We start from the raw sequence: 20,563 nt of genomic DNA, 5'->3' as shown, positions 1-20,563 counted from the left end.
CCATGCCTGTGCTCAATGCTCACCAGTCTTTCGTCCTGATTGTGGATATGCAAACGGGGCTCCTGCCCGCCATTGCAGACCACCAAGCCTTGGTCGAACGGGCCGGGAAGCTGGCACAGGCGGCGCGTCTTTTAGGGGTGCCGGTGCTGGCAACCGAGCATTGGGCCGAGAAAATCGGCCCAACCGATGCTTCTTTGTTACCACATATTGATAAAGTGCTGCATAAAACCCACTTCGATGCCACGCGCGAAGCCGATTTTTTGCCTGCCTTGCCGGTAGGGCGCACACGAGTCTTGTTACTGGGTACAGAGTCTCACGTGTGTGTGTTACAAACTGGCCTGGGTTTGATGGAGCGTGGTTATGAACCTGTGCTGGTCGGGGACTGCGTAGGCTCGCGCCATCCCGAGTCCCGACAAGCTGCCTGGGATCGCTGGGCGATGCATGGATTGGAGCGCGTTAGCGCCGAAATGGCCATGTTTGAATGGTTGGAAACGCCGGCTAACCCCGTATTCAAGCAGGTTCTGGCCCTGATCAAATAAACTGAACAAAAGCTGAATTACATCTGTTGCGTTGCCTAACAATAGGGTCTGGACTAATTGGCTCCGTAGGGTGAAGATAGACTTTAATGCCGTGTTGAGCACGGATACTTCACGGAGGTTTACGGATGAAAATGACGACTATCACTAAAGTGGGTATGGCCACGGTTCTGGCCGTCGTGATGGCGGGCTGCTCTTCCTGGGATGGTATGAGCAAACGTCAAAAGGGTGCCGTAACCGGCGCTGGTCTGGGTGGTGTGGCTGGTGCAGTCATCACTAATGGTGGCGTTCTGGGTACGGTCGGTGGCGCAGCGATTGGTGGCGTGATCGGCGATCAGATCGGCAAGAACCGCTAAATTCAAATTCTCTGATTGAGCTGAAACGCTCATCGGATTAAAAGCCTCAAAGCCTGGGAGATCCCTCCCGGCTTTGAGGCTTTTTTCTTGCTTAGGGCAGTAAGCAGGCTTGCGGTGATGTCTTACGGGTGGTGCCGCTCGTCCATCATGGAGCGATACCATTCGTGAAAGTGCTTCATGCCGTCTTCCAGCGGTGACTGGTAGGGGCCTACCTCGCAGACCCCACGCTCCATCAAGGCGCGGCGGCCGGCATCCATACGTTCGGCAATCTCATCATCTTCTATGGCCGTTTCCATATAGGCGGCGCGTTGTGCTTGCACAAAGTCACGCTCGAAAGCCACGATGTCTTCCGGGTAGTAGAACTCCACCACATTCATGGTTTCCTGCGGCCCCTTGGGGTACAGCGTAGAGAGCACCAGCACATGCGGATAGATCTCGATCATGTGGGTGGGGAAGTAGGTTACCCAGACGGCACCGAAATCCGGTGCTTCGCCCTGGCGGTAGGCCAGCAGATTGTCATGCCATTGGCGATAGGTAGGTGAGCCTGGATTGGCCAGGGCCTGATGCACGCCGACTCGTTGCAGGCTATACCAGTCGCTGAACTCCCACTCCAGGTCATCACAGGTCACGAACTGACCCAGACCGGGGTGGAAGGGGGCGACGTGATAGTCCTCCAGATAGACCTCGATAAAGGTCTTCCAGTTGTAGTTGCACTGGTGGATTTCGACGTGATCCAGCACATAGTCCTGAAAGTCGAATTCAGGGCGGCTGAACAAGGCGGCCATATCCTGGGCTGGATCGCGCGGGCCTTCAAACAGCAGGCCATGGCAATCGCGCAAGGGGTAGCGTTCCAGGTTCAGACAGGGCTTGTCCTTGAAACGGGGAGCCGCCAGCAAGTCGCCTTGCGCGTTATAAGTCCAGTTGTGCAGGGGGCAGACAATATTGCCGCCTGTGCTGCTCAGGGAGCCGTGGTTGGCCTGATTGGGCTGGCCGGGCATGCCACCAAGCATCAGGGCCTGACGATGCCTGCAGACGTTCGAGAGCAGTTCTACGCCGTGTTGGCTGCGTATCAGAGTACGGGCAGCGTTTTCCTGGATCAAGGTGCGCCAGTCGCCGGGTTCGGGAACAAGTTTTTCATTGCCGACGTACAAGGCCGACTGCTGAAAAATACGCTCTTGTTCGCGCTCGAACAGAGCGTGGTCGAAATAGGCGCTAACAGGAAGCTGGGGGTGAGCGGGCACAAGACGTGCCATCTGACCGAGCTCGGTCATGATTCCCTCCGCATGGGTCAATAAGCCAGGCCTCAGGGGGCATCGATGGCACTACTTGCCATCTCTGGCGCGAAGAAAAATCGGAACGGGCCGATTACCAAGGGAAAATTGTACCTGATCTATTAGCCGCCTAGCCGCATTGCGCTGCTCGTTGCAGGTGTTTTGCGGCTTGCTTTTGGTATAGGCGGCAGCCATGAAAATGGCCATCCGCAAGGGATGGCCATTTCAAGCAGCAAAGTTTTTCTGTCAGCGACGCTTTACTTGTTTTCCAGCGTGCTGGCATCAATTTGCGGCATTTCGATTTTGACTTCCAGCACTTCCAGCGAGTCCTGGCGATCAAGGTTCACCTTGATGTCATCGGGATTAATCTTCACGTAGCGCGAGATCACTTCGACCAGCTCTTTTTGCAAGCGGGGCAAGTAGTCCGGGGCAACACCCCCTTGGCCACGTTCGTTAATAAGGATCAGTTGCAGACGGTCCTTGGCAACTGTTGCCGACGTTTTCTTGTGACCGAGCAGGAAGGACAGGAAAGACATATTACTTTCCTCCGAACAGGCGCTTGAACAGACCTGGCTTTTCGTAATCCACAAAACGCAATGGTTTTTCGCCACCCAGGTAACGATCTACGATGTCCTGATAGGCCTGGGACACATCACTTTCCTTGATATGGATAACGGGTACTCCTTGGTTGGATGCTTGCAGCACGGTTTCCGACTCGGGGGTGACACCAATCAGCTTGATGCGCAAGATATCTTCAACGTCTTGCAAGGACAGCATCTCGCCGTCCGACACGCGTTTGGGGCTATAACGGGTCAACAGCAAATATTCTTTGATGGGCTCTTTGCCCTGTTCACCACGTCGCGATTTGGCGGCCAGAATGCCCAGGATGCGGTCCGAGTCACGAACCGAGGACACTTCGGGGTTGGTCACAACCAGCGCATCATCTGCGAAGTAGGAGGCCATCAAGGCGCCGGTTTCGATACCTGCGGGCGAGTCGCACACAATGTATTCAAAACCCATGCCCTTGAGCTCTTCCAGTACTTTTTCCACACCTTCGCGGGTCAGCGCGTCTTTGTCACGCGTCTGGGAAGCGGGCAGGATGAACAGATTTTCCAGCTGCTTGTCACGGATCAGGGCCTGGTTCAATGTGGCTTCGCCCTGGATCACGTTGACGAAGTCATACACCACGCGTCGCTCGCAACCCATGATCAAGTCCAGGTTGCGCAAGCCAACGTCAAAGTCGATGACCACGGTCTTGTGACCGCGCATCGCAAGACCAGATGCAAAACTGGCACTGGTGGTGGTTTTGCCCACGCCACCCTTGCCGGAGGTCACTACAACTATACGCGCCATGACAATCGGATTCCTTTGTTTTTCAAGTCACATAATCGTAAAGCATAACGGGCCTAATTTTGACATCCGTTCTGCCACTTAGCCTACTGCTTAGAAACAAAACATATCAATTGCTTTGTTCCGTGTCAGCTTACACGGTTGCGCTTGCACTTGCTTGCTCTCATGCGGGCTCTCAGTGCAAGCCTCTATAAAAAGCGCCGGCAAAAGCCGGCGCCTTGTACTGCTAGGAGCTCAGAGGATCAAATCTGAGCGTATCTTCTTCCAGCGTGACGACAACGGGCTTGTTGCGTAGCTGTGCATCCAGTCGCGTTTCAATAATGCGATACACACCGGCAATGGCAATCAGTTCCGGGTCCAGCTCGGTGGTGAAGATGCGTGCTTTTGCATCGCCACGGGCACCAGCCATGGCCTTGCCGCGCAGCGGACCGTAGACATGGATATTGCCATCGGCTACCACTTCTGCACCCTGACTGACCGCCCCGATCACGATCAGATCCGTGTGGCGCGCGTAGATGCGCTGGCCGGAACGCAGCTGACGATTGATGATGAGCGCAGCCGGAGCAATAGCGGGCGGAGGCGGGGCGACCGCCGCGGGTGCTTCTTGCTGGGCGGCTTGCGACAACACGGGCACTTCCTTGTCCGGTGCGGCCTGGGTTTGGGGGCGGGCTGGCGGATTGGACAACTCCACATGCGGCAAGCCGCTGTCGATGGCGTTATCGGCATGGTCAGGGTGGGCAATGATACCCACCGGGTGCAGCTTGTGCTCACGCAAAGCGGCAACCAGGGTGGCCCAATCCACCGGCGCATCAATAGCGCTGGCATCAATGACGACGGGTTCGTCCTCAAAGAAGGAGCCAGCGTCTTTCATGCGTTGAGACAGAGCGGCTAACTGCTCGGCCGTGTCAGCCGAACGCAGCACCACCCGTACGGCGTACAGCGTGGCGCTTTTGAAATCCAGGGCCTGCGGCCCTTTGGCATGAGTCTGATCGTTCACGTCAATAGCCTTAGACCCAAGTGTCTTTCAGAGTCGTAGTACGGTTAAGAACGGGTTTTTCTGGCGTGGAGTCCACACGGTCCGCCACAAAGTAGCCCAGGCGTTCAAACTGCCAGCGGGCATCGGGCGTAGCCTTGGTGCCGGGTTCCAGCCACCCCTGAATCACGCGCAGCGAGTTCGGGTTGATGTGCTCCAGGAAGTCCTGGTCGGCTGCATCAGGCTGAGGGTGGGCAAAGAGACGGTCGTACAGACGAATCTCGGCGGCAATCGCGTGCTCGGCGCTGATCCAGGTGATATTGCCCTTGACCTTGACCGAGTCCGCGCCGGGCGTGCCGCTCTTGGTGTCGGGCAGGTATTCCGCCAAAACCTGGGTGACATTGCCTTGCTCGTCCTTGACGCAGCCGGTGCAACGCACGACATAGCCGTACTTCAGACGCACGGTATTGCCGGGGAACAGACGGAAGTACTTTTTAGGCGGCTCTTCCTTGAAGTCCTCGCGTTCAATGTACAGGCGACCGGAGAAGGGGAACTCGCGCTGACCGGCTTCCGGATTGTGCGGATTGCGCGGTGCGTGGCACAGCTCGCTTTGGCCTTCCGGGTAATTGGTAATGATCAGTTCGATCGGGTCCAGAATGGCAACGCTGCGGTCGGCCACCGGGTCCAGATCATCGCGCAGGGCTTGTTCCAGCAGGCTGTAGTCCACATGTTGGGCTGCCTTGGACACACCCAGGCGGTCGGTGAACAGGCGGATGGCACCGGCGCTGTAACCACGGCGGCGCAAACCGGCCAGGGTAGGCATGCGCGGATCGTCCCAGCCCGATACGTGATTTTCCTGAACCAGCTGGCGCAACTTGCGCTTGCTGGTGACCACGTAGGACAGGTTCAGACGCGAGAATTCGTACTGCCTGGGCAGCGGGTCGGACAACTGACCCAGTTCGACCAGGCGTTCCAGAATCCAGTTATAGAAGGGACGCTGGTCTTCAAATTCCAGGGTACACAGACTGTGGGTGATGCGCTCGAGCGCGTCTTCGACGGGGTGCGCCCAGCTGTACATGGGGTAGATGCACCATTTGTCGCCAGTGCGATGGTGTTCGGCATGGCGGATACGGTACATGACCGGGTCGCGCATATTGATATTGGGCGAGCCCATATCGATCTTGGCGCGCAGGGCCATGCTGCCATCGGGGTGCTTGCCGTCGCGCATTTCGCGCAACAGCTTGATGGACTCCTGGGCAGGGCGGTCGCGCCAGGGCGAGTTCACGCCTTTTTCAGTCAGGGTGCCACGATTGGCACGCATTTCTTCAGCGCTTTGCTCGTCAACGTAGGCATGGCCCGCGTTCACCAGGGCTTCGGCAAACTGGTACATATAGTCGAAGTAGTCGCTGGCAAAGTACAGGTTCTCTTCTTTATTGAAGGTCCAGTCAAAGCCCAGCCATTTCACCATGTCGATAATGGCGTCCACGTACTCCTGTTCTTCTTTTTCAGGATTGGTGTCGTCAAAGCGCAGGTGGCAGGCACCTTGGTAGTCGCTGGCCAGTCCGAAGTTCAAACAGATACTTTTAGCGTGCCCAATGTGCAGATAGCCGTTGGGCTCGGGGGGAAAGCGCGTACGGATACGCGCGGCATCAACAGCCGCCCCTTCCTGGGTACTGGCCGGGCCTGGCTGACCGGCCCAGGATTTTTGTGCGTAACGGCCAGCGCTCAGATCCTGGTCGATGATCGTGCGCAGAAAATTAGATACGGGAGCGGGAGTGGTGTCAGAGGTCATACACGTTTGAAATAAAGAAGCCGACAGACTAATCGGCCATTTTGCCACGTTCTTGTTTTAGAGGGGTATTTACCCCATGAACGGGTTCTAAAAAATCAGGAAAGAACTTGGGGTAGTATGGTGGCGTTTGCAGGCCAATTCACCCTACACTAGCGCTCATTATGACGCACTCCGCCCTTTCTCTGTCTCATGCCCAGTTTTTCCTTAGCCTGGGCTTCATGCTGCTGTTTCTGGCCCTGGAGCTGGGACTGGCCTGGGTGTTGCTGTATTTCAAGATCAGAACCTTTGGCAACAAGGCCGCGGCCTGGATGGGGGCGTACCGTTTTTGGGTGCGTCTGTTTGCGCTGGCGTTTATTTTAAGCTTTGCGGCGTCCATGCCCGTGCTGCTTCAGTTTGGCAGTGTCTGGCCGGGCCTGATGGAGCAGGTGGGTGATGTTATCGGTCCCATGCTGGCCGCCTCCATGCTGTCCTTGTTCATTTTCAAATCCTGCTTTTTGGGTGTGATGCTGTTTGCCCAGCGCATGCTGTCCAATCTGGTTCATACCGTGGTGGTGCTGATGGTGGCCCTGGGCGTTACCGTCACGGCGTTCTGGCTGGTGGCGATTGTGGCCTGGATGCAGGTGCCAACGGGTGTCGATGTGATTGAAGGCCATTATGTGGTGATGGAATGGCTGGATGTGCTCAGCACGCCCGCCTTGCCCTGGTATGCCGGTCTTTTGTTTGCAGGCAGTTTGCTGACGGTGGCCTTTTTCATGTTGGGTGTAACCTGCGCCCAGACCATGCAAAAGCCGGTTACCGACCAGGAGCGTCTGGCCTTTCGCAGTGCCTTGTTTCTGGGCGGGGTGGCTTGGCTGGCCCTGATCCTCGCTGTGATAGGCAATGGTTTCATGACTGCGGAGCATCAGCCTGCCAAGGCAGCGGCTGCGGCGGCGTACTGGGAAAGCGGCTCGCAGCCTGATTTGATTCTGGTGGCGGCGCCCTCCGCCATGCAGGACAGTGTTCTGGGTGTGCTGCGCTGGTCTCATGCAGGTGGACGCTGGTTGGGTCGTAATGACAGTGGCATTTTGATGGGTCTGGATCAGTTTTCCGACGCCATGCCGCCCGTCACCCTGACCTTCTGGTCCTTCCGTGTAGCCGTGCTGGCAGGAGCCTTGATGCTGTTCCTGCTGCTGTGGGTCTTGTTGCGCACTCGCCGTTATGGCCTGGACCCGCACTCTCTTTCTTATAGAGAACGTCAGCTCATGGTGGTCGCCTCGGTGTTGGGCTGGATCATGTTGCTGGGTGGCGTAGCCTACGTCTTGTTGGGCTTTTTGCCTTATCTGGTCGGTAACGATATTCAGGCCGTGCAAGTGCAAAGCACCGAGAGCGTCTTTACCGTCGGGCTGGGTTTGCTGAGTTACGGCCTGGTCTACATCTTGTGCATGATTGGTTTTTTCCAGAAGTTGCGACATGCCGTTCGTTTTGGTGTGGTACCGATCGCGCGACATCGGGGGCGGGCATGATTGACTCTTTTGCAAATGCGTTGGGCCTGGGCGCCCATGATCCGGCGTTCTGGATGCCGCTGGCGTTTCTGGCCCTGTTCTTTTTGATTATTGTGGCCGGGACGGTTCTGGACGGCTTCGATATTGGCGTGGGCTGTCTGTCCTTGCTGGCACCGGACTCCTTGCGTCCCCGCATGCTGTCATTGCTGAGCCCCTGGCGCGATGCCAACGAGTTCTGGCTGTTTCTTGGCCTGGGTTTGTTTGTCTGCGCTTTCCCCAAAGCCTGGGGGGCGGTGATGGGCGGCCTGTACGGACCGTTATGTGCGCTGGGCGTGGGCGTTTTTGCCCGTTCCGTCTCTTTCGAATTCCGACTGCGCGCGCCGGTAGAGCGTCAGTCCCGCTGGCAAATGGGTTTTGCCCTGGGGTCCTGGTTGACGGCGTTCTCCCATGGTGTGTTGCTGGCGCAGGTCGTAGTGGGCTTTCAGAGCGATGCCGGTTATATCTGGTTCTCTGTCTTCATGGGCTTTTGCGCTATTGCCGCGTACTGCTTGCTAGGTGCTAGCTGGCTCATCATGCGTGAAGCAGGCGAGCTGCGTGCCCGGGCGGTCAATTGGGGCCGTCGTTCGGTACGCTGGTTTGCGGCCGGTGCCGTGGGTGTGTCCGTCGTGTTGGCCTTTGTGAATGCCGGCGTGCTGCTTAAATGGAGCGACGGGCCGTATTGGGGTTTGGTATTGTTCCTGTGGGCCTTGATTCTCAGCTGCTTTGTGTCGATTGAAATGAGCCTGCAGCGCATGATCAACAGCAGCTATCGCACCACGACCTTGCCCTTTTTGCTGACCCTGTTCGTGATGGTGTCCGTCATGGCCGGGCTGGCGTTCAGCTTCTTCCCCTATCTGATCCTGGACGAGATGACGATCTGGGACGCCGCCGCCGGGGTGCCAGCCCTGAGCCTGATCCTGTCGGCGATTGTGATTACCTTGCCCATCGTGCTGATTTTCAACGTGTGGGTGTACTGGCGCATGTTTGGATTGTCCCGCCCACCTTTGCCGCCCAGCTTTAAAGGCTGACCTTTTTTATGATTGCCCATTCCGTGCTGTCGATGCGCAAGCGTCTGCAGGGTTTCAAGTGGTTGTCTGATATGCCCGCCATGCTGGCCTGGGCGGTCTTGGCTGGTATTTTGGGTGCCTTGGCGACTTTGGCCTTTCATCAGGGCATGCGCTTGGTGCAGCAAGTTGTCACGGGTCAGCACGGCGGGATCGTCGCAGTCACGGAAAGTCTGCCCTGGTACATGCGCCTCCTGTTTCCCACCTTGGGCGGTTTGTGTGCCGGTATCCTGCTATGGCTGGCAGGGCGTCTGCCGTCGGGAAGCAATTCTGACTATATGGAAGCTGTGGCCATTGGCGATGGCCGCTTGTCCATTCGCCAGGGGCTGCTGCGATCCTTGTCGTCCTTGATGACGGTGGCCTCGGGCGGCTCGATTGGCCGCGAAGGGGCGATGGTGCATCTGGCCTCTTTGTCCGCTTCCGCGATTGGCCGTTTCACCTTGTTTGGTGAAGCCCGTCTGCGCCTGCTGGTGGCCTGTGGTGCCGCAGCCGGTGTAGCTGCCGCTTATGGCGCTCCGATCGCCGGTGCCGTGTTTGTGGCCGAGATTGTGCTGGGTACCATGACCATGAGCAGCTTTGGCCCCCTGTTGATGGCGGCTGTCAGTGCTCACCTGACCATGCGTATGCTGGGCGGTTATCACGCCCCTTACGAAATGACGAATGTTCAGGCCGTTGCGGGTTGGGACATCTTGCCCTTTCTGGTCCTGGGTGTGCTGATTGGTCTGGCTGCACCCGCTTTCCTGAAATTGTTGAATCTGTTCCGCACCCTGTTCAAGCGTACTGGCCTGGGTTTGCCTTTGCGCTTGGCTTTGGGTGGTTTGTTGCTGGGACTTTTGCTGATTGTCATGCCGCGCGTGGCCGGTAATGGCTTTAGCGTAGTGTCCTCCATGCTGCACAGCGACTGGGCCTGGTACAGCGTGCTGCTTATCCTGGCGTTCAAGGTTCTGGCCACAGGGCTGACAGTTGGTTCGGGCGCTGTCGGCGGTGTGTTTACCCCCGCCATCTTTGTGGGCGCGGCCTTTGGCACCTTGTTTGGTCAACTGACTTTGCTGATCTTGCCGGGTCTGGATTTACCGTTGTACTTGTTCACCCTGGTGGGCATGGGCGCGTTTCTGGGGGCCGCCACCAGCGCTCCCTTCATGGCCATACTGATGTTGTTTGAAATGACATTGAGCTATCAGTTGGTGCTGCCCTTGATTGTGGCCTGTGTCATGGCTTATTTTGTGTCCCGTGGTGTGGCCGAGGTCGCCATGTATGAAGTCACCCTGGTGCGCGAGCGCGATGCCTTGCTGCGCCACAAGTTGCGTCACACCACCTTGGCCGAGCTGGTACGTCCAGCTGATACCGTCGTCAGCACCACTACTCAAATGCGCGATGCCTTGCAGATGTTTCTGGACTACCCCGTGCGCTATTTGTATGTGGTGAACGAGGAGCAGGTTTATCAAGGTGTGATTGCTCAGCCTGACCTGACTCGAATGTTGTTGGACGACAACGCTGCCCAGGAGCGTGTGGTGGGCGATATTCTGCGCATGGATTTCGTCAAGACGCTCTACCCGAACATGAGTCTGGACGAGGCTCAGGAACACTTTGTGAGCTTTGCTGGAGAGCGTCTGCCCGTATTGAATGGTGACGGCTCGGGTCGTCTGATTGGTGTAGTCTATAAGTCTGCTGTGCTGGAAAAATACTCCGCCATCAAACGCTCCCTGGATGCGAGCGGCGAAGTGATGCTGGATGCCCGGCGCTAAACTCTTTTTGTGACATAAATCATGCGTACAAAAGCTTGCCAGCGAGGCTTGGCAGGCGGGCTGTTGGTCGGTCTTGCCATGCTGTTCGCTGTTCCATTGGCCACCGCTCAAAATCGTGTTGGGCTGGAGAATTTGTCTGCTACCCGCGTGTATGGCGTGGATGAGGCACAGGCCATTCCGGCCCAGGAGCTCCCGCCTGTGGAGCCATTTTTTGATGCTACGCAGTGGCATCGCCAAGGAGATCAGGACTTGCTCAGTCCAGCGGCCTCCATGGATTACACATTTTCCGATTTCAGTCTGAGCGGTGCCAGCACCGCCAGTCTGGCGCGCTCCATCCAATATAGTCAGCAGTCCTCTCCAATTTGGAGTGCCCGCTGGTTAAGTAGCGCGCCCGACCAGGTCTGGCAGTTTGGCGAGCGCAACTGGCGCTATGTGAATGAAGACGGACTGCAGCTGACCCTGGGCAATGACACGGTTACCGCACCGGACTGGGCGCGGCCCGTGGAACTGGGCGGTATCAATATCACTCAGCAGTTCGAGCAGGGCCCGGCCGGGCCATGGCGTTATGCCCTGGCTGTTGGCGCGCTGGATATGACGGGCAAGCAGGATAACGGGGATCTGGTGTATGGCTCTTCGGCCGGCAGCTTGATGCTCAGCACCGATGTCACCAGTCGTACCAGTATTGATACTCAGATGGAAAGCGCTCGTGATTTTGGGCTGACCGGTCTGGGTGCAACCTATCGATCGCCGGACTTTGGCGTGTGGCAGGCCAGCGTGGCCAAAGCTTCCCATGCGGTGGGGCAAGGTTGGCGTTATCAGGCAGCCTATGGCCTGGATGTGCTGGATGATTTGCATCTGCAGTGGCAGGGTGAACGCTACCAGGACAATTTTCTGGATTTGAGTCGTTACCAGGGCATGAAGGTGGATGCGGCTAGCAGTCGGCAGATTGTCGGCCTGTCCGTGCCCCTGCGCCGCTGGGGTGAAGTGAAGACTCAGTACGAGGTGCAGCAGGTAGTTGCCGGGGGGGAGAACCGCTACCTTGGGGTCACGCAGCAGTTCTGGTACAGTCCCCACCTTAGGGTGGGTTTGCAAGCTCGCCGTCATCTGGAAAGTCGTCAGTCGAACATCGCGCTGCGTTTTTCTATTCCGATTTTTTAAGCAGGCGGCATGGCCCAGTCAGCACTTGAGGTTCTTCAGGAAGTTTTTGGTTATGACAGTTTTCGTGGTTCTCAGCACGAGATTATCGAGACCCTGATCCAAGGCGGCGACGCCCTGGTCTTGATGCCCACCGGCGGCGGCAAGTCGCTCTGTTACCAGATTCCTGCTTTGGTGAGACCCGGCACCGGTGTGGTGGTGTCTCCCCTGATTGCCTTGATGCAGGATCAGGTGGACGCCCTCAACGAGTTGGGCGTTAACGCGGCGTATCTGAATTCCACCCAGGATTGGCAAACTGCCCGCGAGGTCGAGCGCGAGTTTCTGACGGGGCAGTTGGATCTGCTCTATGTGGCTCCCGAACGTTTGCTGACAGACCGCTGCCTGGATTTGCTGGCACGCGGCCAGATTTCCCTGTTTGCCATTGACGAAGCCCACTGCGTATCGCAATGGGGTCACGATTTTCGCCCTGAGTATCTGGGTCTGGACTTGCTGGCCCAGCGTTGGCCAGGTGTGCCACGGGTTGCCTTGACGGCTACCGCCACTCAGTTGACGCGGGTAGAAATTGCCCAGCGCTTGAAGCTGGAAGAGGCCCGGCATTTTGTTGCCAGTTTTGATCGTCCCAATATTTGCTACCGCATCATCGAAAAGAACGAGGTGCGCAAGCAGCTCCTGAGTTTCATTCAGGAAGAGCACTCCGGAGATGCGGGGATTGTGTATTGCCTGTCGCGTTCACGCGTGGAAGACACGGCCGAGTTCCTGTGCAAGAACGGTATTCATGCCTTGCCCTATCATGCAGGACTGGACGCGCAGCAACGCGCCATTAACCAGGCTCGTTTTCTTCGAGAAGAAGGAGTGGTCATGGTGGCGACCATTGCTTTTGGCATGGGCGTCAATAAACCGGATGTGCGTTTTGTAGCCCACATTGACTTGCCCAAATCGGTGGAAGGGTATTACCAGGAAACCGGACGGGCAGGGCGCGATGGCGAAGTGGCCACGGCCTGGCTGGCTTATGGCTTGCAGGACGTGGTGCAATTGCATCGCATGATTAACCAGTCGCAAGGCGATGCGGCACACCGACGCCAGCAGGGTCACGCGCTGGATGCCATGTTGGGCCTGTGCGAAACCATTTCCTGCCGCCGTCAGCGCTTGTTGGCGTATTTCGATCAGCAGATCGAACCTTGCGGTAACTGCGACACCTGCCTGGAAGCGCCAGAAGCCTGGGATGGCACAGTGGCGGCGCAGAAAATGCTCTCCACCATCTATAGATTGTGGCGTGAGCGCGGTCAGCGCTTCGGGGCCGGGCACCTGATCGACATTTTGCTGGGCAAGCTGACGGATCGTGTCAAAGAGCATGAGCACGACAAGCTTACCGTCTTTGGTGTGGGCAAGGATTTGACCGATCAAGCCTGGCGCGGAGTGCTGCGCCAGTTGCTGGCGCATAGCTTGGTCACGGTGGACCCGGAAGGCTACGGCACCTTGTTGCTGACCGAGGCCAGCCGTGAAGTGCTCAAAGGGGAGCGGACCTTGATGTTGCGGCGCGAAACCGTAACACGTGGACCGGCTGCACACCGAGTAAAAGGTCAGGCGCCTGCCGGACCTGCTCTGGAACCCGACCAACAGAGGCGGTTCGAGGCTTTGCGCGCCTGGCGTGCGGCTACCGCACGCGAACATGGTGTGCCGGCCTATGTCATTTTCCATGATGCCACTTTGCGCGAAGTGGCTATTCGTTGCCCTAGTTCAGAGGCTGATCTGGAGCCAATTACAGGCATAGGCGTACGCAAAAGAGAGGCCTATGGCGAGGCTTTGCTGCGCTGCGTGCAAGAGTTCCAGACGCAATAGGAAATTGTTAGCAGAGCAAAGTTTGGTTGCATTTTTATGTGCCGAATCTGCTCTGCAGTTCAAAAACCGCTATTCGCTCAATCCGCTATATGTAGTAGAATGACGTCAATATCACACTATATATGGTGTGCATCAACTGACGCTGGCGGCTGCAAAAGCCGCGTCTTCCGTCAATCTTCACCGATTTCCGAGACTGAAATGCAATCAACCGAACAGTTAATGGTCACTAAAAGAGATGGCCGTACAGAACCTATTAACCTCGACAAGATTCACCGAGTGGTTGATTGGGCCGCTGAAGGTCTGAGTAATGTGTCCGTCTCTCAAGTAGAGCTGCGCTCTCACATTCAGTTCTATAACGGCATTCGCACTAGCGACATCCACGAAACGATCATCAAGTCGGCTGCGGATCTGATCTCCGAAGATACGCCTGACTACCAATATCTGGCTGCCCGTCTGGCGATTTTCCATCTGCGCAAAATCGCTTTTGGTCAGTTTGAACCTCCAAGCCTGTTCGATCACGTGACCTTGCAAACCAAGGAAGGTCGCTACGATCCGCATCTGCTGCAAGACTACACGCGCGCCGAGTTCGATGAGCTGGATGCCCATCTGGATCACTGGCGTGACATGAACTTCTCCTACGGTGCCGTCAAGCAGCTGGAAGGCAAGTACCTGATTCAAAACCGCGTGACCAAGCGCATTTACGAAAGCCCCCAGTTCCTGTACATGCTGGTGGCCATGTGCCTGTTCGCTCGTTACCCTGCCGACACTCGCCTGGGCTTTATCAAGCGCTTTTACGACGCGGTATCGCAATTCAAGATTTCCTTGCCCACGCCCATCATGGCTGGTGTGCGCACACCCACCCGTCAGTTCAGCTCTTGCGTGCTGATCGAATGTGACGACAGCCTGGACAGCATCAATGCCACGACCAGCGCCATTGTCCGTTACGTATCGCAGCGCGCCGGTATCGGTATCAACGGTGGTCGCATTCGCGCCGTCGGTAGCGAAATTCGCGGTGGTGAGGCTCAGCACACCGGCTGCCTGCCTTTCTTCAAGATGTTCCAGGCCGCTGTGAAGTCCTGCTCGCAAGGCGGCGTGCGTGGTGGTGCGGCAACCTTGTTCTACCCCATGTGGCACCTGGAAGTGGAAACACTGCTGGTTCTGAAGAACAACCGTGGTGTGGAAGAAAACCGTATCCGTCACCTGGACTACGGTGTTCAGATCAACCGCTTGCTGTACCAACGCTTGATCAAGGGCAGCCACATCACGCTGTTCTCGCCTCATGACGTGCCCGGTCTGTACGAAGCCTTCTTTGCCGACCAGGACGAGTTCGAGCGTCTGTACGAGATGTACGAACAAGATCCCGCCATCCGCAAGCGCAGCCTGCCTGCTGTGGAGCTGTTCTCCCTGCTGATGCAAGAGCGTGCCAGCACCGGCCGTATCTACATTCAGAACGTGGACCACTGCAACACGCACAGCCCATTCCAGGCCGACCGCGCTCCCGTGCGCCAGTCCAACCTGTGCATGGAAATTGCCCTGCCCACCAAGCCTTTGAACGATCTGAACGATCCCGAAGGTGAAATCGCGCTGTGCACGCTGTCGGCTTTCAATCTGGGTGCTCTGGAGTCCCTGGACGAGCTGGACGGTCTGGCTGAACTGATTGTTCGCGCTCTGGATGCTTTGCTGGACTATCAGGACTACCCGGTCAAGGCTGCACTGAACGCAACCAACAAGCGTCGCTCCCTGGGCGTTGGCGTCATCAACTACGCTTACTACCTGGCCAAGAACGGCACCCGTTACTCCGACCCGGCAGCGTTGGGCCTGACCCACCGTACCTTTGAAGCCATCCAGTACTACCTGTTGAAGGCTTCGGTACAGTTGTCGCGTGAATACGGTCCTTGCGACGCCTTTGACGAAACAACCTATGCCAATGGACTGCTGCCTACCGACACCTACAAGAAAGATGTAGACGGTATTTGCAACGAGCCGCTGCACCTGGATTGGGAAGCCCTGCGTGCTGACATCGTCAAGCACGGTCTGCGCAACTCCACCCTGACCGCCTTGATGCCTTCGGAAACCTCCAGCCAGATTGCCAATGCCACCAATGGTATTGAGCCTCCGCGTGGCCTGGTGTCCGTCAAGCAGTCCAAGGACGGCATCTTGCGTCAGGTGGTGCCTGAATTTGAAAAATATAAGGATCAGTACGAGTTGCTGTGGCAAATGCCTGGTAACGACGACTACCTGAAGTTGGTTGGCGTGATGCAGAAGTTCGTTGACCAGTCGATCTCTGCGAACACCAACTATGACCCACAGCGGTTCGAGGGTGGTCGCGTACCGATGAAGCAACTGCTCAAGGACTTGCTGCTGGCCTACAAATACGGTGTGAAGACCTTGTACTACCACAACACCCGCGACGGTGCCGATGATTCGCATGGCGAAGTAGAGGACGACGGTTGCGCAGGCGGCGCGTGCAAGATCTAAGCAAGGGTAAAGAGCATCATGACTACCTATAGTACTTTTTCTAAAACGGATAACGACCAGCTCAAAGAACCCATGTTCTTTGGGCAGCCGGTGAACGTGGCTCGCTACGACCAGCAAAAATATCCGATTTTTGAAAAGCTGATTGAAAAGCAGTTGTCCTTCTTCTGGCGTCCGGAAGAAGTGGACATCACCCAGGATCGGATCGACTACCAGAACCTGCCTGACCACGAAAAGCATATTTTCATCAGCAACCTGAAATATCAGACCTTGCTGGATTCCATTCAGGGCCGCAGCCCCAACGTGGCCTTCCTGCCTCTGGTATCGATTCCGGAGCTGGAAACCTGGATTGAAACCTGGGCTTTCTCCGAGACAATTCACTCGCGCTCGTACACGCACATCATTCGCAATATTGCCAATGATCCGTCCGTTATTTTTGACGACATCGTGCGTAACGAAAACATTCAGCTGCGTGCGGCCGATATTTCTTCGTACTACGACGATCTGATCAGCGACACCATGCTGTATGCCCAACTGGGCGCGGGCGAGCATGAGATCAACGGTGAAACCCGCACGCTAAGCGTCTACGAGCTGAAGAAGAAGCTGTACCTGTGCATGATGAGCGTCAATATTCTTGAGGCCATCCGCTTTTACGTCAGCTTTGCCTGCTCCTTCGCTTTTGCCGAGCGCAAGTTGATGGAAGGTAATGCCAAGATCATTCGCTTGATTGCGCGTGATGAAGCGTTGCACCTGACTGGTACGCAACACATCATCAATATCCTGCGTTCCGGTAGCGATGATCCCGAGTTCGCTCAGATTGCCCGCGAACTGGAGCCGGTCTGCTTTGATATGTTCAAAGACGCAGCCGAGCAGGAGAAACAGTGGGCGGATTACCTGTTCCGCGACGGTTCCATGATTGGTCTGAACAAGGACATTCTGGGACAGTACGTGGAATACATCACCAATATCCGTATGGGTGCTGTGGGCCTGAAGCCTGCGTTTGAGTCCGTCAAACACAACCCCATTCCCTGGATCAACACCTGGCTGTCCTCGGACACCGTGCAGGTGGCACCTCAAGAGGTGGAACTGAGCTCTTACCTGGTCGGTCAGATCGACTCGGCCGTGTCGGCTGGCGACTTCGACGGTATCGAGTTATGAGTCAAGTCCGGACAACTGATCATGACTTTCAGTTGCGGGACGGCGAAACTTTGTTGGAAGGTTTGGAACGAACCGGCCATCAGGTTGAGTATCAATGCAGGAGCGGCTATTGCGGCTCCTGCCGTATTCCTCTTGTGTATGGAAAGGTTGCTTATAAAGAGCAGCCTTTAGCGTATGTCGGCCCAGGCGAGGTTCTGCCGTGTTGTTGCACGGTACTCGAACCGATCATGGTCGACTGTCAGCGCATTGCCCGGATTGAGGAGGAACCGGAGGATCAGTTCGGCTTTACCGGGCTGAATCCCTGATTCCTCTGTCTCCCTTTAGCTGGCCAAGCGCTTTTCTTCCAACTTTTCCCAACGCTCAAATAACTGCTCCAGGTCAGTGTTGAGCTGATCCAGTTGTTGGTTGATCTCGTCGGCTCGAGCAGAGCCATCTTTATACAGATCCGGTGCGCTCAGCTGTTCTGCCAGTTCGGCTTGCTGGCTTTCTATAGCCGCAATCTTCTCGGGCAACGCGTCCAGTTCCTTTTCTTCCCACGGGGCCAGACGGCCAGGCTTGTTAGCCTTATTGTTGCGCTCTGCAGCAGGCTTTTCAGTGGCGGCGGGAGTTGGAGTGCTGGCTGCCGGTGTCTCGGCTTTGGCTTGCGGGCGTTGTGCCAGCCACTCGTCGTAGCCACCCACATACTCGCCCCAATGGCCGTCGCCTTCGGCCGCAATCACCTGGGTGACCACGTTGTCCAGGAAGGTACGGTCGTGGCTGACCAGCAGCACGGTGCCCGTGTAATCCTGAATCAGGTCTTCCAGCAGCTCCAGAGTTTCGATATCCAGGTCGTTGGTCGGTTCGTCCAGTACTAATACATTAGTAGGTTGGGCAAACATGCGGGCCAGCGCCAGTCGGGCACGTTCACCGCCAGACAGACTGCGTACCGGGGAGTGAGCGCGGGCTGCCGGGAACAGGAAGTCTTCCAGGTAGCTCATGATGTGCTTGCGCTGATTGCCAATTTCCACCCACTCACTGCCGGGGCTGATGGTGTCCGCCAGAGTGGCGTTTTCGTCCAGGCGACTGCGCATCTGGTCAAAGTAGCCAATGTTCAGTTTGGTACCGTGGCGTACAGTGCCAGAATTAGGCTCTTGCAAACCCAGCATGATGCGTAGCAGTGTGGTTTTGCCGGCGCCGTTGTGGCCGATCAGGCCAATACGGTCTCCTCGCATCAGCACGGTGGAGAAATCCTTGATCAGGATGCGGTCGTCGTAGCCGTGTGTGACATCTTGCAGTTCAGCGACCAGCTTGCCGGAGCGCTGGCCTTCGGAAATGGCGAATTTGACGTCGCCCGAGCGCTCGCGTCGCTCGGCACGATCACGGCGCAATTGTTCCAGGCGGCGAACACGACCTTCATCTCGGGTGCGGCGGGCTTGCACGCCTTTGCGAATCCAGACTTCTTCCTGGGCCAGAAATTTGTCGAATTTGGCATTTTGTTGCTTCTCTGCTTCCAGGTATTCAGCCTTGCGTTCCTGCCATTGGCTGAAGTTACCGGGGAAACTGAACAACTTGCCACGATCCAGCTCGACAATCCGCGTTGCCACCACATCCAGGAAACGGCGGTCGTGGGTAATGATGACCGCGCTGCCACGGAAATCCAGCAGCAATTGTTCCAGCCAAAGAATGCCGTCAAAGTCCAGGTGGTTGGTGGGTTCGTCCAGCAAGAGCAGGTCGGGTTCGTTCACCAGGGCATTGGCCAGGGCGACGCGTTTACGCTGTCCGCCCGACAGGCTGCCAGCCAGTGCATCCGGATTCAAGCCCAGCTTGTCGATCAGGGCGTTGACGCGGGCAGGGCGTTGCCAGTCTTCGGCTTCGGTGAAATCGCCACACAGCAAATCGTAAATGCTCAGATTCGGATCCAGCTCCGGTTCTTGTTCGACGGTGGCTACTTTCAGCCCGCCCAGTCGTTTGACCTGACCATCGTCGGGAGCTTGACGTTGATCCAGAATTTTCAAAAGCGACGATTTGCCAGCACCATTGCGCCCGATCAGACCGATACGTTCGTTGCTTTGAATGACCAGATCGGCATGGTCCAGCAAAGCATGGTGGCCGAATGCCAATTGGGCATCGGTCAGGGAAATCAGATTGGTGGACATAAGACTCCAGATAAATCAGCGCGTCCTGCGAATTTCTCTATTGTCGCAGGTTACAATGCATCTGTGAGGCAGGCTGGGCAGTCGCGGTACGCAAGTATCGAGGAAGGTCCGGACTCCATAGGGCAGGGTAGCGGCTAACAGCCGTCCGGCAAGTGTGGCATCACGCCAGACGAGCCGAGGACCAGGGCCACAGAGACGAGACCACAGCAAGGGCTTGCGCAAGCAGGCACAGATACGGCGACTTCCGTGTTTTCTTGTACTTCGGTGCAAAGTGCTGTGGGGTGAAACGCGGTAACCTCTACCCGGAGCAATACCAAATAGGCATACGCAGGCTTTTAGCCCGAGAGGCGGCTCGTCTCAGTATGCGGGTAGGTAGCTAGAACCGGCCAGTAATGGTCGGTCCAGAGGAATGATTGCCGGCCAGCGGGTTCCCGCTGGCATACAGAATCCGGCCTATAGGCCTGTCTCACACTTCTCCCGGCGTTCGCCATCAATTGCACCGATTTCGTACATTTGAAAGCAATTGTTAAGGATGTTGAATCCTTGGCAAGAGTCGCTTGCGCGCATTTTTATAACAATTCACTTTTAATGCGCCCTGCAATTTCTTGATTTCACACAGTATTTTTTTTTAGCCACTTCTAGGATAGTGCGCTAAGTGCTTGTTGTGATTGAAAAAATTGCAACCACTGCCTTGACCGCAAAGGCTTTCCCCCGTAGAGTGGGGAAAAGTAGGAAATAGTGTAAAAAAGTGGGGGAAAATAGTGTTCCAAGGCAGCAGCGCACTCACACTGGATGCTAAGGGTCGGATGTCCATTCCGACTCGGCACCGTGACGCGCTTTTGCAGCAGGAACAAGGCCGCTTGACCCTCACTCGCCATCCCGACGGCTGTTTGCTGGTGTATCCGCGCAGTGTGTGGGAAGAAAAGCGCGAACAAATTGCCCGCTTCCCCATGAGTGCCCGTTTCTTGCAACGCCTGCTGCTGGGTAGTGCTCAGGACGTTGATCTGGACTCCGCTGGTCGGATATTGATCGCTCCCGAACTGCGCACCGCAGTGGGGTTGGAGCGCGACGCCATGCTGCTGGGTATGGCCACCCATTTTGAGTTGTGGAATGCGCAGGAACTGGAACGCCGACAGGCCCAGGATCTGGCTGAAAACTCCACAGACGTATTCGACACTTTTTCTTTCTGAGTAA

At 56.5% G+C, this 20,563-nt stretch carries 17 protein-coding genes and 1 other RNA gene; 12 read left to right on the top strand and 6 right to left on the bottom strand.

Annotated elements, in window-relative coordinates; genetic code table 11:
* Positions 1 to 2 precede the first annotated feature (2 nt).
* Both ACLPGZ_RS07580 and ACLPGZ_RS07575 read left to right on the top strand, forming a co-directional pair.
* The gene (locus ACLPGZ_RS07580; protein WP_009455085.1) at positions 3 to 539 is read left to right on the top strand and encodes an isochorismatase family protein; all 537 of its coding nucleotides are present in this window, start codon (positions 3 to 5) and stop codon (positions 537 to 539) included.
* Between the two features lie 125 nt (positions 540 to 664).
* The gene (locus ACLPGZ_RS07575) at positions 665 to 892 is read left to right on the top strand and encodes a glycine zipper 2TM domain-containing protein (protein WP_009455083.1); all 228 of its coding nucleotides are present in this window, start codon (positions 665 to 667) and stop codon (positions 890 to 892) included.
* Positions 893 to 1,014: 122 nt separating this feature from the next.
* Here the strand turns inward: ACLPGZ_RS07575 and ACLPGZ_RS07570 are convergent, their stop codons facing one another.
* The 5 genes from ACLPGZ_RS07570 to ACLPGZ_RS07550 form a co-directional block, all read right to left on the bottom strand.
* The gene (locus ACLPGZ_RS07570; protein WP_009455081.1) at positions 1,015 to 2,163 is read right to left on the bottom strand and encodes an aromatic ring-hydroxylating oxygenase subunit alpha; all 1,149 of its coding nucleotides are present in this window, start codon (positions 2,161 to 2,163) and stop codon (positions 1,015 to 1,017) included.
* Between the two features lie 257 nt (positions 2,164 to 2,420).
* Positions 2,421 to 2,699, bottom strand: a complete 279-nt coding sequence (gene minE / locus ACLPGZ_RS07565; protein WP_009455079.1) for a cell division topological specificity factor MinE — start codon at positions 2,697 to 2,699, stop codon at positions 2,421 to 2,423.
* Between the two features lies 1 nt (position 2,700).
* Positions 2,701 to 3,516: a septum site-determining protein MinD gene (gene minD / locus ACLPGZ_RS07560; RefSeq protein WP_009455077.1), complete on the bottom strand. Its 816-nt coding sequence runs from the start codon at positions 3,514 to 3,516 to the stop codon at positions 2,701 to 2,703.
* A 223-nt stretch (positions 3,517 to 3,739) separates the two neighbouring features.
* Complete coding sequence (gene minC, locus ACLPGZ_RS07555) at positions 3,740 to 4,510, bottom strand: septum site-determining protein MinC (protein WP_026485162.1); 771 nt, start codon at positions 4,508 to 4,510, stop codon at positions 3,740 to 3,742.
* A gap of 10 nt (positions 4,511 to 4,520) precedes the next feature.
* On the bottom strand, positions 4,521 to 6,278 hold the full coding sequence (locus ACLPGZ_RS07550; protein WP_009455073.1) for a glutamine--tRNA ligase/YqeY domain fusion protein: 1,758 nt from the start codon (positions 6,276 to 6,278) through the stop codon (positions 4,521 to 4,523).
* Between the two features lie 161 nt (positions 6,279 to 6,439).
* Between ACLPGZ_RS07550 and ACLPGZ_RS07545 the strand changes: the two genes are divergently transcribed.
* The 8 genes from ACLPGZ_RS07545 (at position 6,440) to yfaE (ending at position 17,539) form a co-directional block, all read left to right on the top strand.
* Positions 6,440 to 7,780, top strand: a complete 1,341-nt coding sequence (locus tag ACLPGZ_RS07545; RefSeq protein ID WP_239055168.1) for a cytochrome ubiquinol oxidase subunit I — start codon at positions 6,440 to 6,442, stop codon at positions 7,778 to 7,780.
* Positions 7,777 to 8,826: a cytochrome d ubiquinol oxidase subunit II gene (locus ACLPGZ_RS07540; RefSeq protein WP_009455069.1), complete on the top strand. Its 1,050-nt coding sequence runs from the start codon at positions 7,777 to 7,779 to the stop codon at positions 8,824 to 8,826. Before ACLPGZ_RS07545 ends, ACLPGZ_RS07540 begins: the two co-directional genes overlap by 4 nt.
* 8 nt (positions 8,827 to 8,834) lie before the next feature.
* Positions 8,835 to 10,607: a ClcB-like voltage-gated chloride channel protein gene (locus ACLPGZ_RS07535; protein ID WP_060185606.1), complete on the top strand. Its 1,773-nt coding sequence runs from the start codon at positions 8,835 to 8,837 to the stop codon at positions 10,605 to 10,607.
* 21 nt (positions 10,608 to 10,628) lie between these two features.
* A complete protein-coding gene (locus ACLPGZ_RS07530; RefSeq protein WP_035271098.1) occupies positions 10,629 to 11,765 on the top strand; it encodes a fimbria/pilus outer membrane usher protein in 1,137 nt (378 codons plus the stop codon).
* 9 nt (positions 11,766 to 11,774) lie between these two features.
* Entirely contained in the window at positions 11,775 to 13,601 is a 1,827-nt protein-coding gene (recQ, locus tag ACLPGZ_RS07525) for a DNA helicase RecQ (protein WP_035271096.1), read from the top strand.
* Positions 13,602 to 13,799: 198 nt separating this feature from the next.
* Positions 13,800 to 16,079, top strand: a complete 2,280-nt coding sequence (gene nrdA, locus ACLPGZ_RS07520) for a class 1a ribonucleoside-diphosphate reductase subunit alpha (protein WP_239055169.1) — start codon at positions 13,800 to 13,802, stop codon at positions 16,077 to 16,079.
* Between the two features lie 18 nt (positions 16,080 to 16,097).
* Positions 16,098 to 17,234: a class Ia ribonucleoside-diphosphate reductase subunit beta gene (gene nrdB / locus ACLPGZ_RS07515; RefSeq protein ID WP_026485169.1), complete on the top strand. Its 1,137-nt coding sequence runs from the start codon at positions 16,098 to 16,100 to the stop codon at positions 17,232 to 17,234.
* Entirely contained in the window at positions 17,231 to 17,539 is a 309-nt protein-coding gene (yfaE, locus tag ACLPGZ_RS07510; RefSeq protein ID WP_009455057.1) for a class I ribonucleotide reductase maintenance protein YfaE, read from the top strand. Before nrdB ends, yfaE begins: the two co-directional genes overlap by 4 nt.
* A gap of 15 nt (positions 17,540 to 17,554) precedes the next feature.
* Here the strand turns inward: yfaE and ACLPGZ_RS07505 are convergent, their stop codons facing one another.
* Entirely contained in the window at positions 17,555 to 19,369 is a 1,815-nt protein-coding gene (locus ACLPGZ_RS07505; RefSeq protein WP_083054110.1) for an ATP-binding cassette domain-containing protein, read from the bottom strand.
* A 65-nt stretch (positions 19,370 to 19,434) separates the two neighbouring features.
* On the opposite strand from ACLPGZ_RS07505, the gene rnpB reads away from it, so the two are divergent.
* Positions 19,435 to 19,841: RNase P RNA component class A (rnpB, locus tag ACLPGZ_RS07500), an RNA gene on the top strand.
* A gap of 289 nt (positions 19,842 to 20,130) precedes the next feature.
* On the top strand, positions 20,131 to 20,559 hold the full coding sequence (mraZ, locus tag ACLPGZ_RS07495; RefSeq protein WP_009455053.1) for a division/cell wall cluster transcriptional repressor MraZ: 429 nt from the start codon (positions 20,131 to 20,133) through the stop codon (positions 20,557 to 20,559).
* Positions 20,560 to 20,563 lie beyond the last annotated feature (4 nt).

Source organism: Alcaligenes sp. Me129, assembly GCF_050487245.1.
Taxonomy (GTDB): domain Bacteria; phylum Pseudomonadota; class Gammaproteobacteria; order Burkholderiales; family Burkholderiaceae_B; genus Alcaligenes; species Alcaligenes phenolicus.
This window is presented reverse-complemented; position numbering and strand designations above follow the sequence as displayed.